The 17,481-nt window shown below is 66.0% G+C and carries 16 protein-coding genes; 9 read left to right on the plus strand and 7 right to left on the minus strand.

Going from position 1 to position 17,481, the window contains the following annotated elements:
* Nucleotides 1–142: 142 nt before the first annotated feature.
* On the minus strand, nucleotides 143–1,435 hold the full coding sequence (locus V5F68_RS12365) for an extensin family protein (protein ID WP_394100489.1): 1,293 nt from the start codon (nucleotides 1,433–1,435) through the stop codon (nucleotides 143–145).
* A gap of 310 nt (nucleotides 1,436–1,745) precedes the next feature.
* Between V5F68_RS12365 and V5F68_RS12370 the strand changes: the two genes are divergently transcribed.
* Nucleotides 1,746–2,450 (plus strand): HAD family hydrolase, encoded by a 705-nt coding sequence (locus V5F68_RS12370; RefSeq protein ID WP_394015009.1) that lies wholly within the window; start codon nucleotides 1,746–1,748, stop codon nucleotides 2,448–2,450.
* Nucleotides 2,451–2,506: 56 nt separating this feature from the next.
* Nucleotides 2,507–3,328, plus strand: a complete 822-nt coding sequence (locus V5F68_RS12375; RefSeq protein WP_394015010.1) for a DUF1499 domain-containing protein — start codon at nucleotides 2,507–2,509, stop codon at nucleotides 3,326–3,328.
* A 45-nt stretch (nucleotides 3,329–3,373) separates the two neighbouring features.
* Here the strand turns inward: V5F68_RS12375 and V5F68_RS12380 are convergent, their stop codons facing one another.
* On the minus strand, nucleotides 3,374–4,051 hold the full coding sequence (locus V5F68_RS12380; RefSeq protein ID WP_394015011.1) for an SOS response-associated peptidase: 678 nt from the start codon (nucleotides 4,049–4,051) through the stop codon (nucleotides 3,374–3,376).
* Nucleotides 4,052–4,131: 80 nt separating this feature from the next.
* On the opposite strand from V5F68_RS12380, the gene V5F68_RS12385 reads away from it, so the two are divergent.
* Complete coding sequence (locus V5F68_RS12385) at nucleotides 4,132–4,497, plus strand: hypothetical protein (RefSeq protein WP_394015012.1); 366 nt, start codon at nucleotides 4,132–4,134, stop codon at nucleotides 4,495–4,497.
* Here the strand turns inward: V5F68_RS12385 and V5F68_RS12390 are convergent.
* The gene (locus V5F68_RS12390; protein WP_394015013.1) at nucleotides 4,479–5,390 is read right to left on the minus strand and encodes an MBL fold metallo-hydrolase; all 912 of its coding nucleotides are present in this window, start codon (nucleotides 5,388–5,390) and stop codon (nucleotides 4,479–4,481) included. The two genes, V5F68_RS12385 and V5F68_RS12390, sit on opposite strands and share 19 nt — an antisense overlap.
* A 76-nt stretch (nucleotides 5,391–5,466) precedes the next feature.
* Here V5F68_RS12390 and V5F68_RS12395 point away from each other — a divergent pair, with 76 nt between their 5' ends.
* Nucleotides 5,467–5,841, plus strand: coding sequence for a hypothetical protein (locus tag V5F68_RS12395; protein WP_394015014.1), 375 nt, complete (start codon nucleotides 5,467–5,469; stop codon nucleotides 5,839–5,841).
* Between the two features lie 11 nt (nucleotides 5,842–5,852).
* Here the strand turns inward: V5F68_RS12395 and V5F68_RS12400 are convergent, their stop codons facing one another.
* Nucleotides 5,853–6,656, minus strand: a complete 804-nt coding sequence (locus tag V5F68_RS12400; RefSeq protein WP_394015015.1) for an alpha/beta fold hydrolase — start codon at nucleotides 6,654–6,656, stop codon at nucleotides 5,853–5,855.
* A 4-nt stretch (nucleotides 6,657–6,660) separates the two neighbouring features.
* Entirely contained in the window at nucleotides 6,661–8,580 is a 1,920-nt protein-coding gene (locus V5F68_RS12405) for a propionyl-CoA synthetase (RefSeq protein WP_394015016.1), read from the minus strand.
* Between the two features lie 176 nt (nucleotides 8,581–8,756).
* Here V5F68_RS12405 and V5F68_RS12410 point away from each other — a divergent pair, with 176 nt between their 5' ends.
* The 4 genes from V5F68_RS12410 to V5F68_RS12425 all read left to right on the plus strand — a co-directional run bounded on the left by V5F68_RS12410 (nucleotide 8,757) and on the right by V5F68_RS12425 (nucleotide 14,299).
* On the plus strand, nucleotides 8,757–10,382 hold the full coding sequence (locus tag V5F68_RS12410) for an acyl-CoA synthetase (protein WP_394015017.1): 1,626 nt from the start codon (nucleotides 8,757–8,759) through the stop codon (nucleotides 10,380–10,382).
* 139 nt (nucleotides 10,383–10,521) lie between these two features.
* The gene (locus V5F68_RS12415; RefSeq protein WP_394015018.1) at nucleotides 10,522–12,270 is read left to right on the plus strand and encodes an ABC transporter ATP-binding protein/permease; all 1,749 of its coding nucleotides are present in this window, start codon (nucleotides 10,522–10,524) and stop codon (nucleotides 12,268–12,270) included.
* 245 nt (nucleotides 12,271–12,515) lie between these two features.
* Nucleotides 12,516–12,821 (plus strand): hypothetical protein, encoded by a 306-nt coding sequence (locus V5F68_RS12420; protein ID WP_394015019.1) that lies wholly within the window; start codon nucleotides 12,516–12,518, stop codon nucleotides 12,819–12,821.
* Nucleotides 12,822–13,063: 242 nt separating this feature from the next.
* On the plus strand, nucleotides 13,064–14,299 hold the full coding sequence (locus V5F68_RS12425) for a chloride channel protein (protein ID WP_394015176.1): 1,236 nt from the start codon (nucleotides 13,064–13,066) through the stop codon (nucleotides 14,297–14,299).
* Between the two features lie 90 nt (nucleotides 14,300–14,389).
* Here the strand turns inward: V5F68_RS12425 and V5F68_RS12430 are convergent, their stop codons facing one another.
* Both V5F68_RS12430 and V5F68_RS12435 read right to left on the minus strand, forming a co-directional pair.
* Nucleotides 14,390–15,214 carry a ChbG/HpnK family deacetylase gene (locus V5F68_RS12430; RefSeq protein WP_394015020.1) on the minus strand — a complete coding sequence of 275 codons (825 nt, stop codon included), beginning with the start codon at nucleotides 15,212–15,214 and terminating at the stop codon, nucleotides 14,390–14,392.
* Nucleotides 15,211–16,224 (minus strand): glycosyltransferase family 2 protein, encoded by a 1,014-nt coding sequence (locus tag V5F68_RS12435; protein WP_394015021.1) that lies wholly within the window; start codon nucleotides 16,222–16,224, stop codon nucleotides 15,211–15,213. Before V5F68_RS12435 ends, V5F68_RS12430 begins: the two co-directional genes overlap by 4 nt.
* Before the next feature lie 335 nt (nucleotides 16,225–16,559).
* Between V5F68_RS12435 and V5F68_RS12440 the strand changes: the two genes are divergently transcribed.
* A complete protein-coding gene (locus tag V5F68_RS12440; RefSeq protein WP_394015022.1) occupies nucleotides 16,560–17,396 on the plus strand; it encodes a universal stress protein in 837 nt (278 codons plus the stop codon).
* Nucleotides 17,397–17,481: the final 85 nt, after the last annotated feature.

A 17,481-nucleotide genomic window follows, 5' to 3' on the forward strand; every position in this document is an offset into this window, starting at 1 on the left:
CTGGGCGATTTTGAAACCTGACGCGCGCGGCCGCCTGCGATGCGCTGATCTGCGAAGGCGATTTCGCAGCAAGCGACAGAAGGTGCGGGCTTCTTTTTACCTTACGGAATAGCGCAATGAATATGCGCCGCTCGGCCCCGGCTCAGCCGCCGGGTGATTTCCCATTGTCGCCGGCCGCTTTAGGGCCAGGCTTGATTTGCGGGCGCTTCAAGGGGAGCGGCACGGGGTCTGTGGCCATCGCCTCGCTCGCCTCGCCCGTCTTCTGCGATTCCGTCGAAGCCGCCTCCGCTTCCTCCTGAGCCCCGGCTTTCGCGCCGGCGGAAGCTGGCGGGGGCACCACGTCCTTCGCGGCGGGACGCGCGGCGATCAGCGCGGGGGCGGGAGCCTTGATCGTCCAGCGGCACAGTTTGATGTCGAGCCGGCGCTTGGCGATGTCCACGTGGATATGATCCTCGTGATAGCCGTCCGATCCCGGACCAAGCACGGTGGAGAAGCGGGTGCAGGCATCGGCCTTGATGCGTTCCTGCAGGGCGATGGGAAACCCGCCGTTCTTGACCTCCATGACCCGCTTGTCGACGGTTTCAAAGCCGCCGAAATCAATCGCATTGCCTTGCCCGTGCTCGCTCATCTTGGCCCCCACGATGCGGTTGCGCGGGCGGCAATCATAGGAAGCGGCAACCTTGAACGTCTCCATCCTGGTGCCCAGCGCGGCAACCGCCGGGCCAAGGTCATCGCGCACCCATTGCGTCACCGCGGCCGCCATCTCGCATTGGAGGATCGCGGCGGGCGACAGGGTGACGAGATTGCCGTCCACCAGCCGGATCGCCGTGACATGCACCGGTGCCGGCAGGGAGCAACCCGCCTTGATGGCGACGGGAGGCGCCGGCGTCGCGACCAATGCCTGCTGCTCCACCAGCGCCGCGCATAAAGCCGGCAACGCGCCGGGCGCGACCACCTCCACGGGCGTTCCGGCACTTGGCGGCGTCCCGCGCGCGGCAGATCCGCTCGGCGGTGGCGGCGGCACAAGGGCCGGCGCCGGCTTGTCTTCCGCCGCCGGCTCCGTTTCCTCCTCGCCCGGCAGCGGCTCGCGCGGCTGCGGCATGGGAACATTGGCAAGGCGCGGCAAGGGAGCCGATGCGGGCGCGGCCTGTGCGGCGGGAGGCGCCGGATCGGGCGGCGGCGCCGAGAATGCCGGCGCGGGCGCCAGGGCGGCGAAGGGCGGAAACGCGAATGAGGGAGGAGGCGCAGCCTCTTGCGCTGGCTGCGATTCGGCCTCCGCCGCCTCTTCCGCCTCGATCTCGGCATCCAGCGTATCGGGGCGGGGCGTCGGCAAAGGCACCTTGGCGAGGGGAATGCGCGGCTTCCCCATAGGCAGGGAAGCGGGCGGGCGCGGCGCCGCACTGGTTGCCGCCCATGTGGCTTCGGGCACGAGCACGGGCGCGGCGATCGCCAGCAGAAGCGCAAGACACAGACGTGTCGCACACGCGCTGGTGCGGCGACCCCGCGTGGGGTGATGGAGCGTGGCGGTCCACCGCGGCGGTGGCGACCAGATAAGCGGGGATCGCAGTCTCATCGGTGCGATCATAGGCAGAAGGTCGCATGATGTGAACGCCTATCCGCCGACCCAGGCCGGCAAGGTGAAGCGGGCAGCATGTCTTGTGTTTCCGGGCTCTGGCTTCCACAACACATGACGTTTTTTGCGCCGCATCAGGCGCAGTCCATTTTTGTCCTTGTGCGGAGACTCCATGCGCGACCTGAAGGCGGTTTTATTCGACAAGGACGGCACGCTGGTGGATTTCGATCGCACCTGGGGGCCCTCGGCCGGCTACGTCATGCGCACGCTCGCGGCCGGGAATGCCGCAGCCTTGGCGCAACTGGAGGCGGTGAGCGAATATCTGCCGGACGAGGAACGCTTCCTGCCATCCTCGCCGCTGGTTGCCGGCTCCTCCGCCCATTACGGGCCGCTCTGGGCTCAAACGCTGGCGCGGCCGGCGGACGACGCCTTTCTGCACCTCATCGACCGCCTGTTCCGCGAAGCCGGCCTCATTCACCTCACCCCCATCGGCCAGCCGGATGCGGTGCTCCAGCGCCTGCACCAAAGCGGCCTAAAGCTCGCTATCGTTACCAATGACGCGGAATCCAACGCCCGCACCCAGGCCGAGGCACTGGGCCTCATGCCTTATCTCGAAGCCGTCCACGGCTATGATTCCGGCTTCGGCTCAAAGCCCGACCCCGGCATGGTGAGCGCGTTCGCGAAGCGCCTCGCCCTCGATCCCCATGCCATGGCGGTGGTGGGCGACACCGAGCATGATTTCACCGCCGCACGCAGCGCCGGCGCCCGCTTCATCCTCGTCCGCACCGGGCCGTCACCGGTGGAGCATCTTTATAGCGAGGCCGACCTGGTGGTGGATTCCATTGCGGACCTGCCGGCCCACCTTCTGGGCGCGTGAGAGCCACCGCTGGAAACTCACGCGAAAAAAGGGCATAGATCGCGCAGAAGTGCCGCTTGGCGGCGCCCGGTGGAACACGCGACCCGACAGCGATGATCAAGCGCCAGCTCTATGTGGAGGAGCGATCTTCCGCCCTCGCATCCTGGAGCCTGCGGCTCGCTTTGTTCGCCATCCCGGTGATCGCCCTGGCGTCCGCGCTCTATCGCGCGAACCTGCTGGATTTCGAGCCCGCGATGGCCACCGTCGGCACCGGGCTCGCTCTCGCCGCGGTGGGCGCGCTGGTGGCGATTGCCGCCTGCATTTCCATTTGGGAGAGCGGCTGGCGCGGTCTCGGCAAGGCCATCGGTGCGCTGGCGATCGCGCTGTTCGTGCTCGCGGGGCCTGCCGCCGTGCTGGCGCGCGGCGTGATGCTGCCGCCGCTGACCGACCTCTCCACCGATATGGAAGATCCGCCCTATTTCCGGGCCATGGGTTTCGCACGTCCCCGCGCCGCCAATCCGGTCATCTATCCGGGCGAGGACGTGGCTGCGATGCAGCGCTCGGCCTATCCTGGCATCAAGCCCATCGACCTCGACGCGACGCCGGAGGAAGCGTTCAACACCATGCTCGCCCTCGTGCAGAAGCGGCGCTGGCGGGTGCTTGACGCCGTCCCGCCGCGCGGCGGCTTGCGCGATGGGCAGATCGAGGCCGTGGCCATGACCCCCCTGCTCGGCCTGCGCAACGATGTGGTCATCCGCGTCCGGCCCACCGCAAAGGGCGCCCGCATTGATATCCGCTCCATGTCTCGCTTCGGCATGCACGACCTGGGCGAGAATTCCTGGCGCATTTCCAGCCTGCTGGCCGACATCTCCGCCGAGCGCCGCAAGAAACGGCAATAAGCACGGCAGCCGAGCGGGCGCTTTGAGCCAAAGGCCCCTGATGGCTCAGACCGCGATCGGCGACGCCAGTTCCGCACCCTCGTTGCGCACGGAATTGACCCGGGCAGACACGGCCCACATCTCCATCTCCACCGCCGGATAGGGTTTCATCAGATCGAAGGGCGCCGGATCCGTCAGCCAGCGCGCGATGTCCGCCGGGTCAAGGATCACCGGCATGCGATCATGCAGCGGTGCCAGCAGCGCGTTCGCGGCGCAGGTGAGAATGGTGAAGGTGCGCATCCATTCTCCCGAGACCGGATCTTTCCAGCCTTCCCAAAGCCCCGCGAGCGCCATGGGTTCACGGCTCCGCAGGGCAATGAGGAAGGGCTGGCGCCCGGCGATGGTGCGCTGCCATTCGTAGAATCCGTCAATGGGAATGATGCAGCGGCGCGGTTTTCTCCAGGCGGCGCGGAAGCTTTGCTTTTCCGCCACGGTCTCGCTCCGGGCATTGATGAGCGCACTCGCGCCCTTCATGTCCGGGGCGAAGGAAGGCACCAGCCCCCAGCGCAACAAGCCAATTTCCGCGCGCGCCGTTTCGGGATTGCGGCGGATCACCATCAGGTCCTGCGTCGGCGCCGCGTTGTAGCGCGCCGGCGCATTGGGCAAGCGCATGTCCTTTGACTCGAGGCCAAAGCGCTCCATGTAATGGACCGGCCCGTAGCTTTGGATGAAGCGTCCGCACATGGATGCACCGTGCCGCACCGCACGTCGCGGGAGAAGCGCGGCGCACGACCTTAGCCGACCGACCCACAGGAGAAATGCCCATGAAGCGCGTGCTGCTGCTGCTGCCCTTGTTCGGGATACTCGGGCTCGCCCTGTGGTGGATGGTGGTGGGCTGGGAGGCCGGCGCGGACGCTCCGATGGAGGCGACCGATTATATTCCCATGGTGCTCGGCGTGGTCTTCACCTTGATCCTCGGCTGCGGGCTGATGGCTTTGCTCTTCTTCTCCAGCCGCCGGGGGTATGACGAGGCGGCAAACGCCGCCTTGGACCCACAGGCGGCTGCGCGGGCCGATCGCACCGGCAGCTACAATCTGCATGTGCGCCCGGCAGCATCGAGCCCAGAGGGCACGGCGAACCGTCATGCTGACCCCGAAACGCCCGCCCCGCCTCAGCGCACTGCGCGATAATCCCCGGTGATGGAGGGGGCGCCGTCGGTCTCGACCTGCCCTTTTTCCACCAGATGTTCCAGATGGGCGAGCACGGTGAGCGAAGCGGCGCCGAACAGGCGCGGATCGAGGCCGATATAGATGCCGCGCACCAATTCGGGGATCGTCGAGGTGCGCTCCAGCCCGCGCAGGATGGCCGCCTCGCGCGCATGGCGATGATTGAGATAATCGCGCACGAAAGCGGGCGCATCGTTCACCGCCGGCCCGTGGCCGGGCAGATAGAGCGTCTCGGTGCGCAAGGCGAGCTTTTCCAGCGAGTGCACATAATCGCCCATGGAGCCATCGGGCGGCGCCACGATCGAGGTCGCCCAACCCATCACATGGTCGCCGGAGAACAGCAGTTCGTCTTCATGCAAGGCGAAGGCGAGATGGTTGGCGCAATGGCCGGGTGTCGTGATCGCTTCCAGCGTCCAGCCGCTGCCGGTGAGCACGTCCCCGTCCGCGAGCACGATCTCCGGCACGAAATCGGTATCGGCACTCGCATCCATGGGATTGATCTCGCCGATGAACAGCGGACGCGCCGGGCGATGCGGTCCCTCCCCCACCGTGCGCGCGCCGGTCGCCGCCTGCACCGCCGGCGTGGCGGGCGAGTGGTCGCGATGGGTATGGGTGATGACGATATGGCTCACGTTTTCGCCGCGCACCGCGTCCAGCACGGCCGCGACATGGGCGGCATCGTCCGGACCGGGGTCGAGGATCGCTACATTGCCGCGTCCGACGATGTAGGTGCAGGTGCCCGTGAAGGTGAAGGGCGAGGGATTCGGGGCCACGATGCGGCGCACGTTCGGCGCCACCTGTTCCACCTGTCCCGCCGGCACGTCGAAGCGCCGGTTAAACGCAATGTCATCGCTCATGGATATTTTTCGCAGGCTGGCGGGCGCGTCGCGGAGTAATGTCGCGCCGGATCTGGGGATTGCAAGGATGAGTCGGATGACAATCTTCCGCAGCTTGACCGACAACGCAAATGCGCGGCCCCGCCACACGGCCCGCGCCGCGATGGTGGCCGGCATTGCGATGGCCGGCACGCTCATCGGGTCCGGCGCCACGATGGCGCAGAACGCCTATCCCAACGGCCCTTCGAGCGTGAACATGACCTGTGCCGAGGCCCTGAGGTTCGTCACCAAAGCGGGCGGCACAGTGCTCGCCACCGGCGGCCTGACCTATGACCGCTATGTGCGCGACCGTTCGTTCTGCAATTATTCGGACGTGACCAAGCCGGCCTTCGTGCCCACGCGGGACGTGAAGCAGTGCTTCGTCGGCTATACCTGCATTGATCCCACCACGGACGCGGGCGGCCGGCGCTGAGCCTTGACCGTTCAGCGGCCGAGGAAATGATCCAGCGCCGCACCAAAGGCGGACGGGTTCGCCACGTTGGAGAGATGGCCCGCATCCGGAATGATCGCGAAGGCGGCCCCCGAGACCTCACGATGCATGGCGCGCATCACCTCCACGGGCGAGGATGTATCTTCCGCCCCGACGAGGAATAGCGCGGGCACGGCAATGTCCCTGAGGCGCGGAAAATAGGCGAGGCCTTTCAGGGCGGTCGCGCAGCTGGCGTAACCCTCCGGCGATGTCTGGCGAATCATGTCGCGGACACGGTCCGCAGCCTCGGGATTTCCCTCGGCCCAGAAGGCCGGAAACCACCGCTCCAGGGTCGGCTCCACCAGCGATGCGATGCCGCCGGCTTCCAGCGCCGCGATCCGACCATCCCAGGCGGCACGAAACGCGGCGTCGGCCTCGCAGCGCGCATCCGCAACGATCAGCGCCTCCACCCGCTCGGGCGCGCGGAGCGCCATGCCGATAACCGTGGCGCCACCGAGGGAGAGACCGAGCACGCTCGCCCGCGCCGCCCCCACATGATCGAGCAGCCCGAGCGCATCGGCCACCAGATCGTCCATCTCATAAGCGCCTCGGGGGCCCGCGCTGGCCCCATGGCCGCGCGTGTCGTAGCGCAGCACGCGGAAGCGCCGCGCGAGCGCCGGCACTTCCGCGTCCCAGCTACGGTGCGTGGTCAGCAAACCGTTGGAGGCGAGCAGCCAGGGCCGATCCGCCGGCCCGTCGATGCGGTAGGCCAAGCGGATTCCGTTGACGACGGCGGTGTGCAGGCCATCCGCCGTCACGGCGTCAGACCCCGTAGCCGCGCTGCTTCAAGACCTCGCCGATCTCCTCCAGCACCGCGGGATCATCGATGGTGGCGGGTGCGGTCCACACGTCCGCGTCGGCGATCTTCTTCATGGTGCCGCGCAGGATCTTGCCGGACCGCGTCTTGGGCAGGCGCGCCACGGTCACCGCGAGCTTGAAAGCGGCCACCGGGCCGATCCGGTCGCGCACGAGGCCCACGAGTTCCTTTTCGATGATGCTGGGCGCACGCCGCTCGCCGGCCTTCAGCACCACGAAGCCACAAGGAATCTCCCCCTTCAGGGCATCCTTGACGCCGATCACCGCGCATTCGGCGACATCGGGATGGGAAGACAGCACCTCTTCCATACCGCCGGTGGAGAGGCGGTGGCCGGCGACATTGATGATGTCATCGGTGCGGCCCATCACGAACACATAGCCGTCCTCGTCAAGGAAGCCCGCATCCGAGGTTTTGTAATAGCCTGGGAATTCGGCCAGGTAGCTTTCGCGAAAGCGCTCGTCCTGCTGCCACAAGGTGGGCAGGCAGCCCGGAGGCAGGGGCAGCTTGATGACGATCGAGCCCATGGTGCCGTTCGGCAGCGGCTTTGCCGCTTCGTCCACGATGTGAATGTCATAGCCGGGGAGCGGCACGGTGGGCGAGCCGGGCTTGATGGGCAGAAGCCCGAGGCCGACCGGATTGCCGGCGATGCCCCAGCCTGTCTCCGTCTGCCACCAATGGTCCACCACCGGCACCTTCAGCTTTTCCCCCGCCCAGGCCACCGTATCGGGATCGGCGCGCTCGCCGGCGAGAAACAGGGTGCGCAGGGAGGAGGTGTCGTAGCGCGCGAGGAAAGTCGCGTCCGGATCTTCCTTCTTGATGGCGCGCAGGGCGGTGGGCGCGGTGAACAGCGCCGCGACCTTGTGCTCGGCCACCACGCGCCAGAAGGCACCAGGATCGGGCGTGCCCACCGGCTTGCCTTCATAGATCACGGAGGTGCAGCCCATGAGCAGCGGGCCATAGACGATGTAGGAATGCCCCACGACCCAGCCGATGTCGGAAGCGGTCCAGAACACGTCGCCGGGCTTCAGGCCATAGAGATTGTCCATGGTCCAGCGCAGCGCCACCATGTGGCCGCCGGTGTCGCGCACCACGCCCTTGGGAACGCCCGTCGTGCCCGAGGTGTAGAGGATATAGAGCGGATCGGTGGCGCCCATGGGTGTGCAATCCATGCCCCGGCCGGCGGCAGCCGCGGCGGCCCGCTCCTCGGCCCAGTCGAGATCGCGGCCTTCCATCATATCGGCGGCCAGTTGCGGGCGTTGCAGGATCAGGCATCGCGCGGGCTTCACGCTCGCCATCTCGATCGCGGCGTCCAGCAGCGGCTTGTAGGGAACGATGCGGTTGGGCTCGATGCCGCACGAGGCGGCGAGGATCACCTTCGGGGCCGCATCGTCGATGCGCACCGCCAGTTCCTTGGCCGCAAAGCCGCCGAATACCACCGAATGAATGGCGCCAATCCGCGCGCAGGCCAGCATGGCGATCACCGCCTCGGGCACCATGGGCATGTAGATGACCACGCGGTCGCCCTTGCCGACGCCCATGTCGCGCAGCACGGCGCCGAGGGTGCGCACTTCCGCCAGCAAGGCGGAATAGGTGATCTCGCGCTTGATGCCGGTGACCGGGCTGTCGTGGATCAGCGCGAGCTGGCCGCCGCGGCCGGCGTCCACATGGCGGTCCACCGCGTTGAAGCAGGTGTTGCACACCCCGCCCACGAACCAGCGGCCGTAGGGCCCAAGGTCGGGATCGAACACGGTGCGAGGGGGTGCGATCCAGGCGATGTCGCGCGCCGCTTCCCCCCAGAAGGCCTGCGGGTCGCTCTGCCAGCGGGCATAAACCTCGCCATAGCGGCTGGAGCCCAGGTCGAGCATGGCACGTTCCTCCCGATAGACGTGTTCTGATTGGCGCGCATGATGCGCGGGCGATTTCACAACGCAAGTCCGCTCTACTGCGTAAGACCTTGGTCGACCACACGGGATGATTGCGCCCGCCCGAACGGCTCAGCTAGTTTCGGCCCGCCGTCACGGCCCAAAATGGGGGAAGCGCCATGGTGAGTATATATGATCGCGATCTCGACCGGACGCCCGCCAATTTCCAGCCGCTGACCCCCCTCGGTTTCCTGGAGCGGGCGGCGCATGTGTTTCCCGAGCACACGGCGATCATCCACGGCTCGCTTCGGCGCAATTATCGCGATTTCTATGCCCGCGCGCGGCGGCTCGCCTCGGCGCTGGAAAAGCGCGGGGTCGGCCCCAACGATACGGTCGCCGTGATGCTGCCGAATGTGCCTGCCATGCTGGAGGCCCATTACGGCGTGCCCATGTGCGGTGCGGTGCTCAATTCGCTCAACACCCGCCTCGATGCGGCGATCCTCGCCTTCACGCTGGAGCACGGCGAAGCGAAGGTGCTCATCACGGACCGCGAATTCTCGCCCGTCATCAAGGCGGCGCTGGCGCTCTCCACCAAGAAGCCGATCGTCATCGACTATGACGACCCCGAATTCACCGGCGCCGGCGCCCGCATCGGCGAGACGGAATATGAGGATTTCCTTGCCACCGGAGATCCCGACTACCAATGGGCCATGCCCAGCGACGAATGGAACGCCATCGCGCTGAACTATACCTCCGGAACCACGGGCGACCCTAAGGGTGTCGTGTATCATCATCGCGGCGCGCATCTGCTGGCGGTGGGCAATGTGGTGACCTGCGCCATGGGGCGGCATCCGGTCTATCTGTGGACGCTGCCCATGTTCCATTGCAACGGCTGGTGCTTTCCCTGGTCGGTGTCGCTCGCTGCCGGCACGCATGTGTGCCTGCGGCAGGTGCGCGCGAAGCCGATCTTCGATGCGTTCGCGGATTATGGCGTCACCCACATGTGCGGCGCGCCCATCGTCATGTCGACGCTGCTCAACGCCCCGGATAGCGACAAGCGCGCGCTGCCCCATGTGGTGGAATTCATCACCGCCGCCGCCCCGCCGCCGGCTGCCGTGCTCGCGGCCATGCAGGAAGCCGGCTTCAACGTGACCCACGTCTATGGCCTTACCGAAGTGTACGGCCCCGCCGTGGTCAACGAGTGGCACGAGGAATGGAATGAATTGCCCGCCCCCGAGCGGGCAGCGAAGAAATCCCGTCAGGGCGTGCGCTACGGCGCGTTGGAGGCGCTGGACGTGATGGACCCCGATACGATGGAACCGGTACCGGCGGACGGCGAGACGCTGGGCGAGGTCATGTTCCGCGGTAATGTCGTGATGAAGGGGTATCTGAAAAACCCGAGCGCGACCGAGAAGGCTTTCTCGGGTGGCTGGTTCCACTCCGGCGACCTCGGGGTGAAGCATCCCGACGGCTATGTGCAGCTCAAGGACCGTTCGAAGGACATCATCATTTCCGGCGGCGAGAACATCTCATCAATTGAAGTTGAAGATGCGCTCTACAAGCATCCGGCCGTCAGCGCCGCAGCGGTGGTGGCCCGCGCGGACGATAAATGGGGCGAAACCCCGGTCGCCTTCGTGGAGTTGCGGGAGGGCACAAGCGTGACGGCGGAGGAGCTGGTCGCCCATTGCCGGGCGCATCTCGCGAGCTACAAATGCCCGCGCCACATCATTTTTGACGAAATCCCGAAGACCTCCACCGGCAAGATCCAGAAGTTCAAGCTGCGGGAGATGGCCAAGGAGGTTTGACCGGCGGGTGCAGCGCGCACCCGCTTCACGGCGCGATGACCTATCGTTCCGAACCTGACGAAGCGGTAATGTGCCGGCCATCGTTTTTTCATACCCGCTGGGCGTATGGTGCGCGAAATTCTCCAACGCCAGGATCGCGATGCGCTCCCTTTTTCGACTGCTCGGCGATATCCGCCGCCTTGCCCTGCCCTATTTCCGCAGCGAGGAGCGCTGGAGCGCGCTCGGCCTTCTCGCAGCGGTGATCGCGCTGGAACTCGCCTGGGTCTACGCGACGGTGCTGCTGAACGAATGGAACAGCGCCTTCTACAACGCGATCCAGGAAAAGGACTTCCCCGCCTTCCAGAAGCAATTGCTGGTGTTCTGCGGCATCGCGATCGGCGCAATCATCGTCGCCGTCTACCAGATCTATCTCAAGCAATGGCTACAGATCCGCTGGCGCCGCTGGCTCACCAAGCGCTATCTCGATCATTGGCTGGCCGACGAGACGCACTATCGCCTGCGCCTGTCCGGCGATGCGGCCGACAATCCCGACCAGCGTATCGCCGAAGACGTGAACATGTTCGTTAGCCAGACCATCGGCGTCGGCATCGGGCTTCTCGGCACCATCGTTTCGCTGGCCTCGTTCAGCGTCATCCTGTGGGGCCTGTCTGGCTCCTATGACCTCAAGCTGTTCGGCACCAATCTCCTCATTCCGGGCTATCTGTTCTGGGCCGCGCTGATTTACGCCGGCGTCGGCACGTGGCTCGCCCATCTCATCGGCAAGCCGCTGGTGCGACTCAATTTCGACCAGCAGCGCTACGAAGCCGACTTCCGCGTGGATCTGGTGCGGGTGCGTGAGAATGCCGAGCAGATCGCGCTGCTGCGTGGTGAGCCGGCGGAAGAGCGCCGCCTGACCGGCCGCTTTTCCCGCATCCGCGAGAATTTCTTCGCGCTCATGGGCGCGCAGAAGCGCCTGACCTGGTTCTCCGCCGGCTACAACCAGATCTCCACCATCTTCCCCTATGTCGTGGTCTCGCCGGCCTATTTTTCCGGCGCCATCCTGCTCGGGCCGATGATGCAGACGGCGTCCGCCTTCTCCTCGGTGCAAAGTTCCTTTTCCTTCTTCATCTCCTCTTATTCGACCCTGGCCGAATGGACCGCGGTGGTGAACCGGCTCACCGGCTTTGAAGCCTCGATGGCGGCGGTGAAGCGGGATGCCGACGCGCCGGCTTTCCGCCATGTGGAGAGCGGCGGCACTGAGATGCGGCTTGCCAATCTCGACGTGCGCCTGCCCGACGGCAGCGCCCTGTTGCGGGCCCAGGGAATCGCCGCCCATCCGGGCGAGCGCGTGCTGGTGACCGGGCCTTCCGGCGCAGGGAAGACCACCCTCCTGCGGGCCATCGCCGGCATTTGGCCGTTTGGCGAAGGCGAAATCGCCCTGCCCTCGCAAGCGCGGCTGATGATTCTGCCGCAGCGCCCCTATATCCCCGTCGGGCGCCTCGACTCCGCCCTCTCCTATCCCGCCGAGCCGGACACCTACGAGCGCGCCCAGCTCGAGGAGGTGCTGGCAGCGGTGGGCCTTCCCGCGCTCGCCGGGCGCCTGGACGAGACGGCGGCGTGGCCCCACGTCTTGTCGCTCGGTGAACAGCAGCGTCTTTCCATCGCACGCGTGCTGCTGGTGCGCCCGGACGTGCTGCTGCTCGACGAGGCGACCGCGGCCCTGGACGAGCCGCTGGAGGCGCAGCTTTATGGCCTCATCTCGCAGCGGCTGCCGAAGGCGGTGCTATTGTCCATCGGCCATCGCTCGACTTTGGTGGCCTTGCATGACACTGCGCTGGCGCTGGAGGGAATGCAGGCCCCCCGCATTCTCGCCGCATCCCACCTCGCCCCGGCCCCAGCCGCCGCGTGAGGCGTCACGCCGCATAGGATCGGGACATTCTGTCCCGATTACACACTGCGATGCAGCAAATGACGGTAGCGGGCCACGACTTCACCTGAATAAGCGATCTATTCCTGGATTCGAGATCTTGCGCGACGCTCTTTAACTTGCCCTTAGGGTTTGCTATAATTGCAAAACCATCGGGTATTTGGATCATGGTGTTAGTTGGACGCGAGTTGATCTGTTTCGCGATGCTCCGCTAACGAGGAAGTCTTATGCGCAAGGTTCAGGAGTTGATGAACGTATTGTCCATGTTTTTCTTCGTCGCTTGCGCGGCGATTTTAACATGTTCAATGATTGCATCGACCGCCTACTCTCTGCTCTTGTACGTTGTCTATGGGGTTGACCTTCCCCATGCGGCGATGGCTGGCTTTGACCTTCTCTTCAAACTGATCATGTGCGCGATTGCGGCGCTGGTCATGTCCATAACCTGCCGCGCCGTGGCGCGCCTCTCGGCCGAAATGGCTGAAGTTCCGGTGGCCCTGAAGCCGTCCCTTCAGCGCAAGTCCGCCTCCAAATAGCGGATTTGCGTACCGCTGCGGCGGTCTGTCGCCGAGCCCATCTGAATTCACGCGCTCAATCACGGCAGACCAAGTCTTTTGCCTCCATTACGCATTGACGCTGGCGCCGCCAGCCCCTAACGCCTGGAAAGGCTGGGCGTGAGGCGAGAACCATGATTTTCAAGCGGGATTTGCGACGTGTGCGAGTCGCTCTCACGTCGCGGATCTTCTGGAAGCGTCGATTTGTCTTTCTCTTGGGCGCGGTGGGAGTCGGCCTCGCGTCGGTTCTGTTCGCCGCCGCCGCGGACCGGGGGCAGGATCTCTACGTCAGCATCGTGAACGAAGCGCCTTATGCGCTGCTGATCGTAACCCCCGTCGGCTTCGCGCTGTTCGCCCATCTCACCGCGCGCTATTTCGACGGTGCCCAGGGCAGCGGCATTCCACAAGCCATCTCCGCCCGCCGTTCGGACGATCCCGCCCATCGGGCCAAGCTGCTCAGCGTGAAAGTGACGCTCGGCAAGGTCGCGCTCACCATAGCCGGCCTCGCCGTGGGGGCCTCCATCGGCCGAGAGGGGCCCACGGTCCAGCTCGGCTGCGCGATCATGGTGATTCTCGCCGGCTTCGTGGGCATCGGCCGCGCCAACGGGCTGATCCTCGCGGGCGCCGCCGCCGGCATCGCGGGCGCCTTCAACACGCCGCTCGCGGGCATCATGTTCGCCATCGAGGAGATGGCGAAATCCTACGACAAGCGCCTCTCGGGCATGATTTCCTACGCCGTGGTCATATCCGGCATGGTGAGCTTGCTGCTGGTCGGCCAATATTCCTATTTCGGCGCCATTCCGGCAGAGGCGTTTCCCCAGCAGATCGGATGGACGGCGGTCGCGAGCTGCGCGGTCATGGGCGGAATAGGCGGTGCCATTTTCTCCCGCGGCCTGGTCGCTCTCTCGTTTGCCAACAGCGGGATGATCGGCCGCCTTAAGCGTACCCCCTGGCTCTATGGCGGCCTCATCGGCCTGGTCGTGGCGGCGCTCGCGGTTACGACCGACGGCTTTGCGGGCGGCTCCGGCTATGCGCCGACCCGCGATCTGCTGGAACAGGGCATCACCCATCCCTGGTGGTACGCCCCGATCAAACTCGTCACCACGCTGCTGTCGTCGGCGGCCGGGATCCCGGGCGGGCTGTTTTCCCCGTCCCTCTCCGTGGGCGCCGGCTTTGGCGCGGCGCTTTCCGGCCTGCTGCCGCACATCGACGTGCGCGCTCTCGCGATGCTGGGGATGGTGGCTTATTTCGCCGGCGTGGTGCAGGCGCCGCTCACCGCCTTCGTCATCGTCATGGAAATGACCAACGAGGTCCATCTGGTTGTGCCGCTGCTGGCGACCGCTTTGCTGGCCGCCGGCCTGTCTCGTATCCTCGCGCCGGAGCCGCTCTATCATGCGCTCTCCTACGCCTACGACCCCAAGCCGGCAGCCTCCCCGCCGGAGCGCACTCCGGTGTCCTGAGGCCATGCAAAAGTGGGCTGGTGAGGCAGACGAGCGAAGCGCGCAGCCTCGCCCGCGGCGCCCGTTTCCAGGTTCGCCCGCGCGACGGTGTCAGGCCAATCGCGCGTTCGCCGCGGCAAGGAGCGCGGGAAAGGCATCACCGGCCAGCGCCGCATATTCCAGCTCCCGCTGGTCGGTCACGGGATCACGGCTGGCAAGCACCGCATCGGGATGGCCGGGATGCACCATGACGAGGCCGCCCTCGGGAAGCCCTGCGATGAAATGGGCCAGCAGCGCCGCGAAATCGTGTCCTGGACCAAAATCATAGGCGCCGGCAAACCCGGTATTGGTGGCAAGACCGCGCGCCTTTGCCTGTACCCGCAGGCCGGTGGCGAACAGGCCGAGCAGCCGCGCCTTGGCGTCGAACCCAAGACGCGCCCGCGGGGCCGGCGTGCAATCGCGCACCAGGGCGCCGGGCGCATGACGGGACGTTGCCTCCAGCACCACGGCCCGGATGCCGGGAAGAAGGTGCACATGCTGGTGCCCGTCCACATGGGTCGGGGGCCGTCCAAAGGCCGCGTGAAACGCCTGAAACTGGGCCTCCACCTCGGCGCGAACTGCTGCCATGTCGAGCCGGCCGGCGAGCGCGCGGATGACCACTTTGGGCAGAGCGGAAAAGGTGGACCCGCCGAGCGGATCGGCGGCGAGCGGCGAAAATCCGCCCGTGAACGTCACATGCAGCCCGATGCTGGCGGAGGCCGGCGTGGACTTCGCCAGCACGGCCTCGTCAAGACGCGCGGCCTCCTCGTCGAGACCGGGAAATACGGTCATCACCGACGTCGCGTTCAGCCGGCCCATGGCGAGCAGGCTGCGGATCGCCTCCGACACGCCCGGTGCGAGCGCATAATCGTCCGCGCAGACCCAGATGGATTTCACGGCAGGATCATCGGGCGCGCGCCGACCTCGGTATAATCGGCGACGGGCGCGGCCGGCTCCTCATCATGGCGCAGCGCGTGGTCGGCGACGAAATAGACCGGGCGCGCTTTGATCTCTGACAGGATGCGCGCGATGTACTCGCCCATCACCCCGATCACCAGCAATTGCACGCCACCGATCACCATCAGGCCGACAACGAGCGAGGGATAGCCAGGCACGGGAATGCCCCAGAACAGGCGCTCGATAACGATCCACACGCCATACAGGAAGGCGATGCCCGCAAGCCCGGCGCCCACCAGCCCGGCCAACCGCAAGGGCGCGGGCGAGAACGAGGTCAGCGCCTCCATGGACAGGCTCAGCAAGCGGAAGAAACTCCAGCTGCTGGAACCGTGGGTGCGCCCGGCGGGGCGGTAGGGCACGGCGATCTGGCGAAAGCCGATCCAGCTCGACAGGCCCTTGAAGAAGCGGTTGCGCTCCGGCAAGCGCCGCAAGGCGGCGGTCGCGCGCGGCGAAAGCAGGCGAAAATCCGCCGCATCCTCGGGGATGCGCGTGGAGGCGCCGAAGTTCAACAGCTTGTAGAACACCTTGACGAACCAGCGCCGGGAGGCCGCCTCGTCCATGCGGTCGGCCTTGACCGCATAAGGCACGTCATAGCCCTGGTCCTTCCACAGACCGACGAAGGTTTCGATCATCTCCGGCGGATGCTGCCCGTCGCCGTCCATGAACAGAAGCGCATCGCCGCGGGCATGATCGAGCCCGGCGAGCAGAGCGGCTTCCTTGCCGAAATTGCGCGAAAGCGCCACCACTTGCACGTCGACACCCAGCGCGGGCAATTGACCCGCCACGGTGGCGCACGCATCGCGGCTGCCGTCGTCGACATAGACAATTTCGATGCGCATGTTCCGGGCGCGGGCAACCGCCTGGGCGCAGGCACTGAGCTTGCGATGAAAGGTCGGCAGACCGTCCGCTTCGTTGTAGACAGGAACGACGATGCTGAGGTCGGGTGTCATGGGGAAGCCGCCCTTGGCGCCGCTGGCAATTTTAACCCGTTTAGCCGGGATCGTGGGGATAGGCGAGATACTCGACATTTTTTTCGGAACCTAAGGGAACCATACTCGCGTTTGCGCGTTGGTGCGGCGGACAGTGCTATTCCCCGGCGCTGCCCACAGACGCGGTCGCCTCCCCCCGGCGGCCGCGTTTTCCATTTCAGATGTTGATATCCGACCCGCGGTCGAAATTTGCGGCGGGTCAATGAAGGAATTGTGGCCAATACTTAAGCTGAATTAAATGTCGCGGACACGAGCTAAGGTCGTGTCGCCGACACGGCTAAGAGAGGCCACTTCCGATGATCCGGGACATTCTCGTCAATCTGACCAACGGCGGCGCGCGTGACGCGGCCGGCGAATTTGCCATCCAGCTCGCGGCCCGCCTGTCCGCGAACCTCACCGGCCTCGCGGTGACCTATGAGATGGAAGTGCCGCCGTTCTACATGGGCGCCTTGCCGACCGATTTCATCGACGCGCAGATCAAGGAAAACGAGGAGGCCGCGCTGAAGGCGGCGGAGCGCTTCGCCCGCGATGCCTCAGCGGCCGGGATCATTTACGAGACGCGCACGCTAAGCGCCTCGCTCGGGATCGCCGCGAATCGTTTCGCGAGCATGGCTCGCCTGTTCGACCTCACGGTGGTCGCCCAGCCCGATCCAGATCGTCCGGGCCCGGAAGAAGTGATTGCCGAGACGGTGCTGATGGACAGCGGCCGCGCGGTGCTGCTGGTTCCCTATGTGCAGACCAAGCCGCTCGGCACGGGCCGCGCCGTGATCGCCTGGGACGGGAGCCGCGCCGCCGCCCGCGCCCTCAACGAAGGCATGCCGCTGCTTCACCAAGCCAAGACCATCGAGGTCCTGTCCATCATCCGCGGCAACGAGGATGAAGAGAGCTTCGAAGGCTGCGCGGAGGTGGCGCGCCATCTCGCCCGGCACGGGCTCAAGGCAGACGTGCACAAGCTGCACATCGGCGCCGGCCAGCAGATCGCCGACACCATCCTGAACGAAGTGTCCGATCAGGGTGCGGACTTCGTCATCATGGGGGGCTATGGCCATTCCCGCCTGAAGGAACTCGTCATGGGCGGCGTCACCCGCGAGATCCTCGACACCATGACCGTGCCGGTGCTGATGGCGCATTGAGGCTGCTGCCTGCCTCACCGAACGCGATGCAGAAACGAAAACGGCGCCCAGGGGGCGCCGTTGCTGTTTGGGGACCAGAGCGGCA

Origin of the sequence: Roseixanthobacter pseudopolyaromaticivorans (assembly GCF_043195145.2) — a bacterium.
In the GTDB taxonomy this organism is placed as follows: Bacteria; Pseudomonadota; Alphaproteobacteria; order Rhizobiales; family Xanthobacteraceae; genus NCEH01.

Excerpts from the sequence above, each read along its gene's own strand:
- V5F68_RS12420 (WP_394015019.1), top strand. The coding sequence starts at position 12,516 with ATGCGCAAGGTTCAGGAGTTGATGAACGTATTGTCCATGTTTTTCTTC.
- V5F68_RS12435 (WP_394015021.1), bottom strand. The coding sequence starts at position 16,224 with ATGACACCCGACCTCAGCATCGTCGTTCCTGTCTACAACGAAGCGGAC.
- V5F68_RS12395 (WP_394015014.1), top strand. The coding sequence starts at position 5,467 with ATGACAATCTTCCGCAGCTTGACCGACAACGCAAATGCGCGGCCCCGC.
- V5F68_RS12380 (WP_394015011.1), bottom strand. The coding sequence starts at position 4,051 with ATGTGCGGACGCTTCATCCAAAGCTACGGGCCGGTCCATTACATGGAG.
- V5F68_RS12390 (WP_394015013.1), bottom strand. The coding sequence starts at position 5,390 with ATGAGCGATGACATTGCGTTTAACCGGCGCTTCGACGTGCCGGCGGGA.
- V5F68_RS12440 (WP_394015022.1), top strand. The coding sequence starts at position 16,560 with ATGATCCGGGACATTCTCGTCAATCTGACCAACGGCGGCGCGCGTGAC.
- V5F68_RS12385 (WP_394015012.1), top strand. The coding sequence starts at position 4,132 with ATGAAGCGCGTGCTGCTGCTGCTGCCCTTGTTCGGGATACTCGGGCTC.
- V5F68_RS12410 (WP_394015017.1), top strand. The coding sequence starts at position 8,757 with ATGGTGAGTATATATGATCGCGATCTCGACCGGACGCCCGCCAATTTC.
- V5F68_RS12370 (WP_394015009.1), top strand. The coding sequence starts at position 1,746 with ATGCGCGACCTGAAGGCGGTTTTATTCGACAAGGACGGCACGCTGGTG.
- V5F68_RS12415 (WP_394015018.1), top strand. The coding sequence starts at position 10,522 with ATGCGCTCCCTTTTTCGACTGCTCGGCGATATCCGCCGCCTTGCCCTG.
- V5F68_RS12405 (WP_394015016.1), bottom strand. The coding sequence starts at position 8,580 with ATGCTCGACCTGGGCTCCAGCCGCTATGGCGAGGTTTATGCCCGCTGG.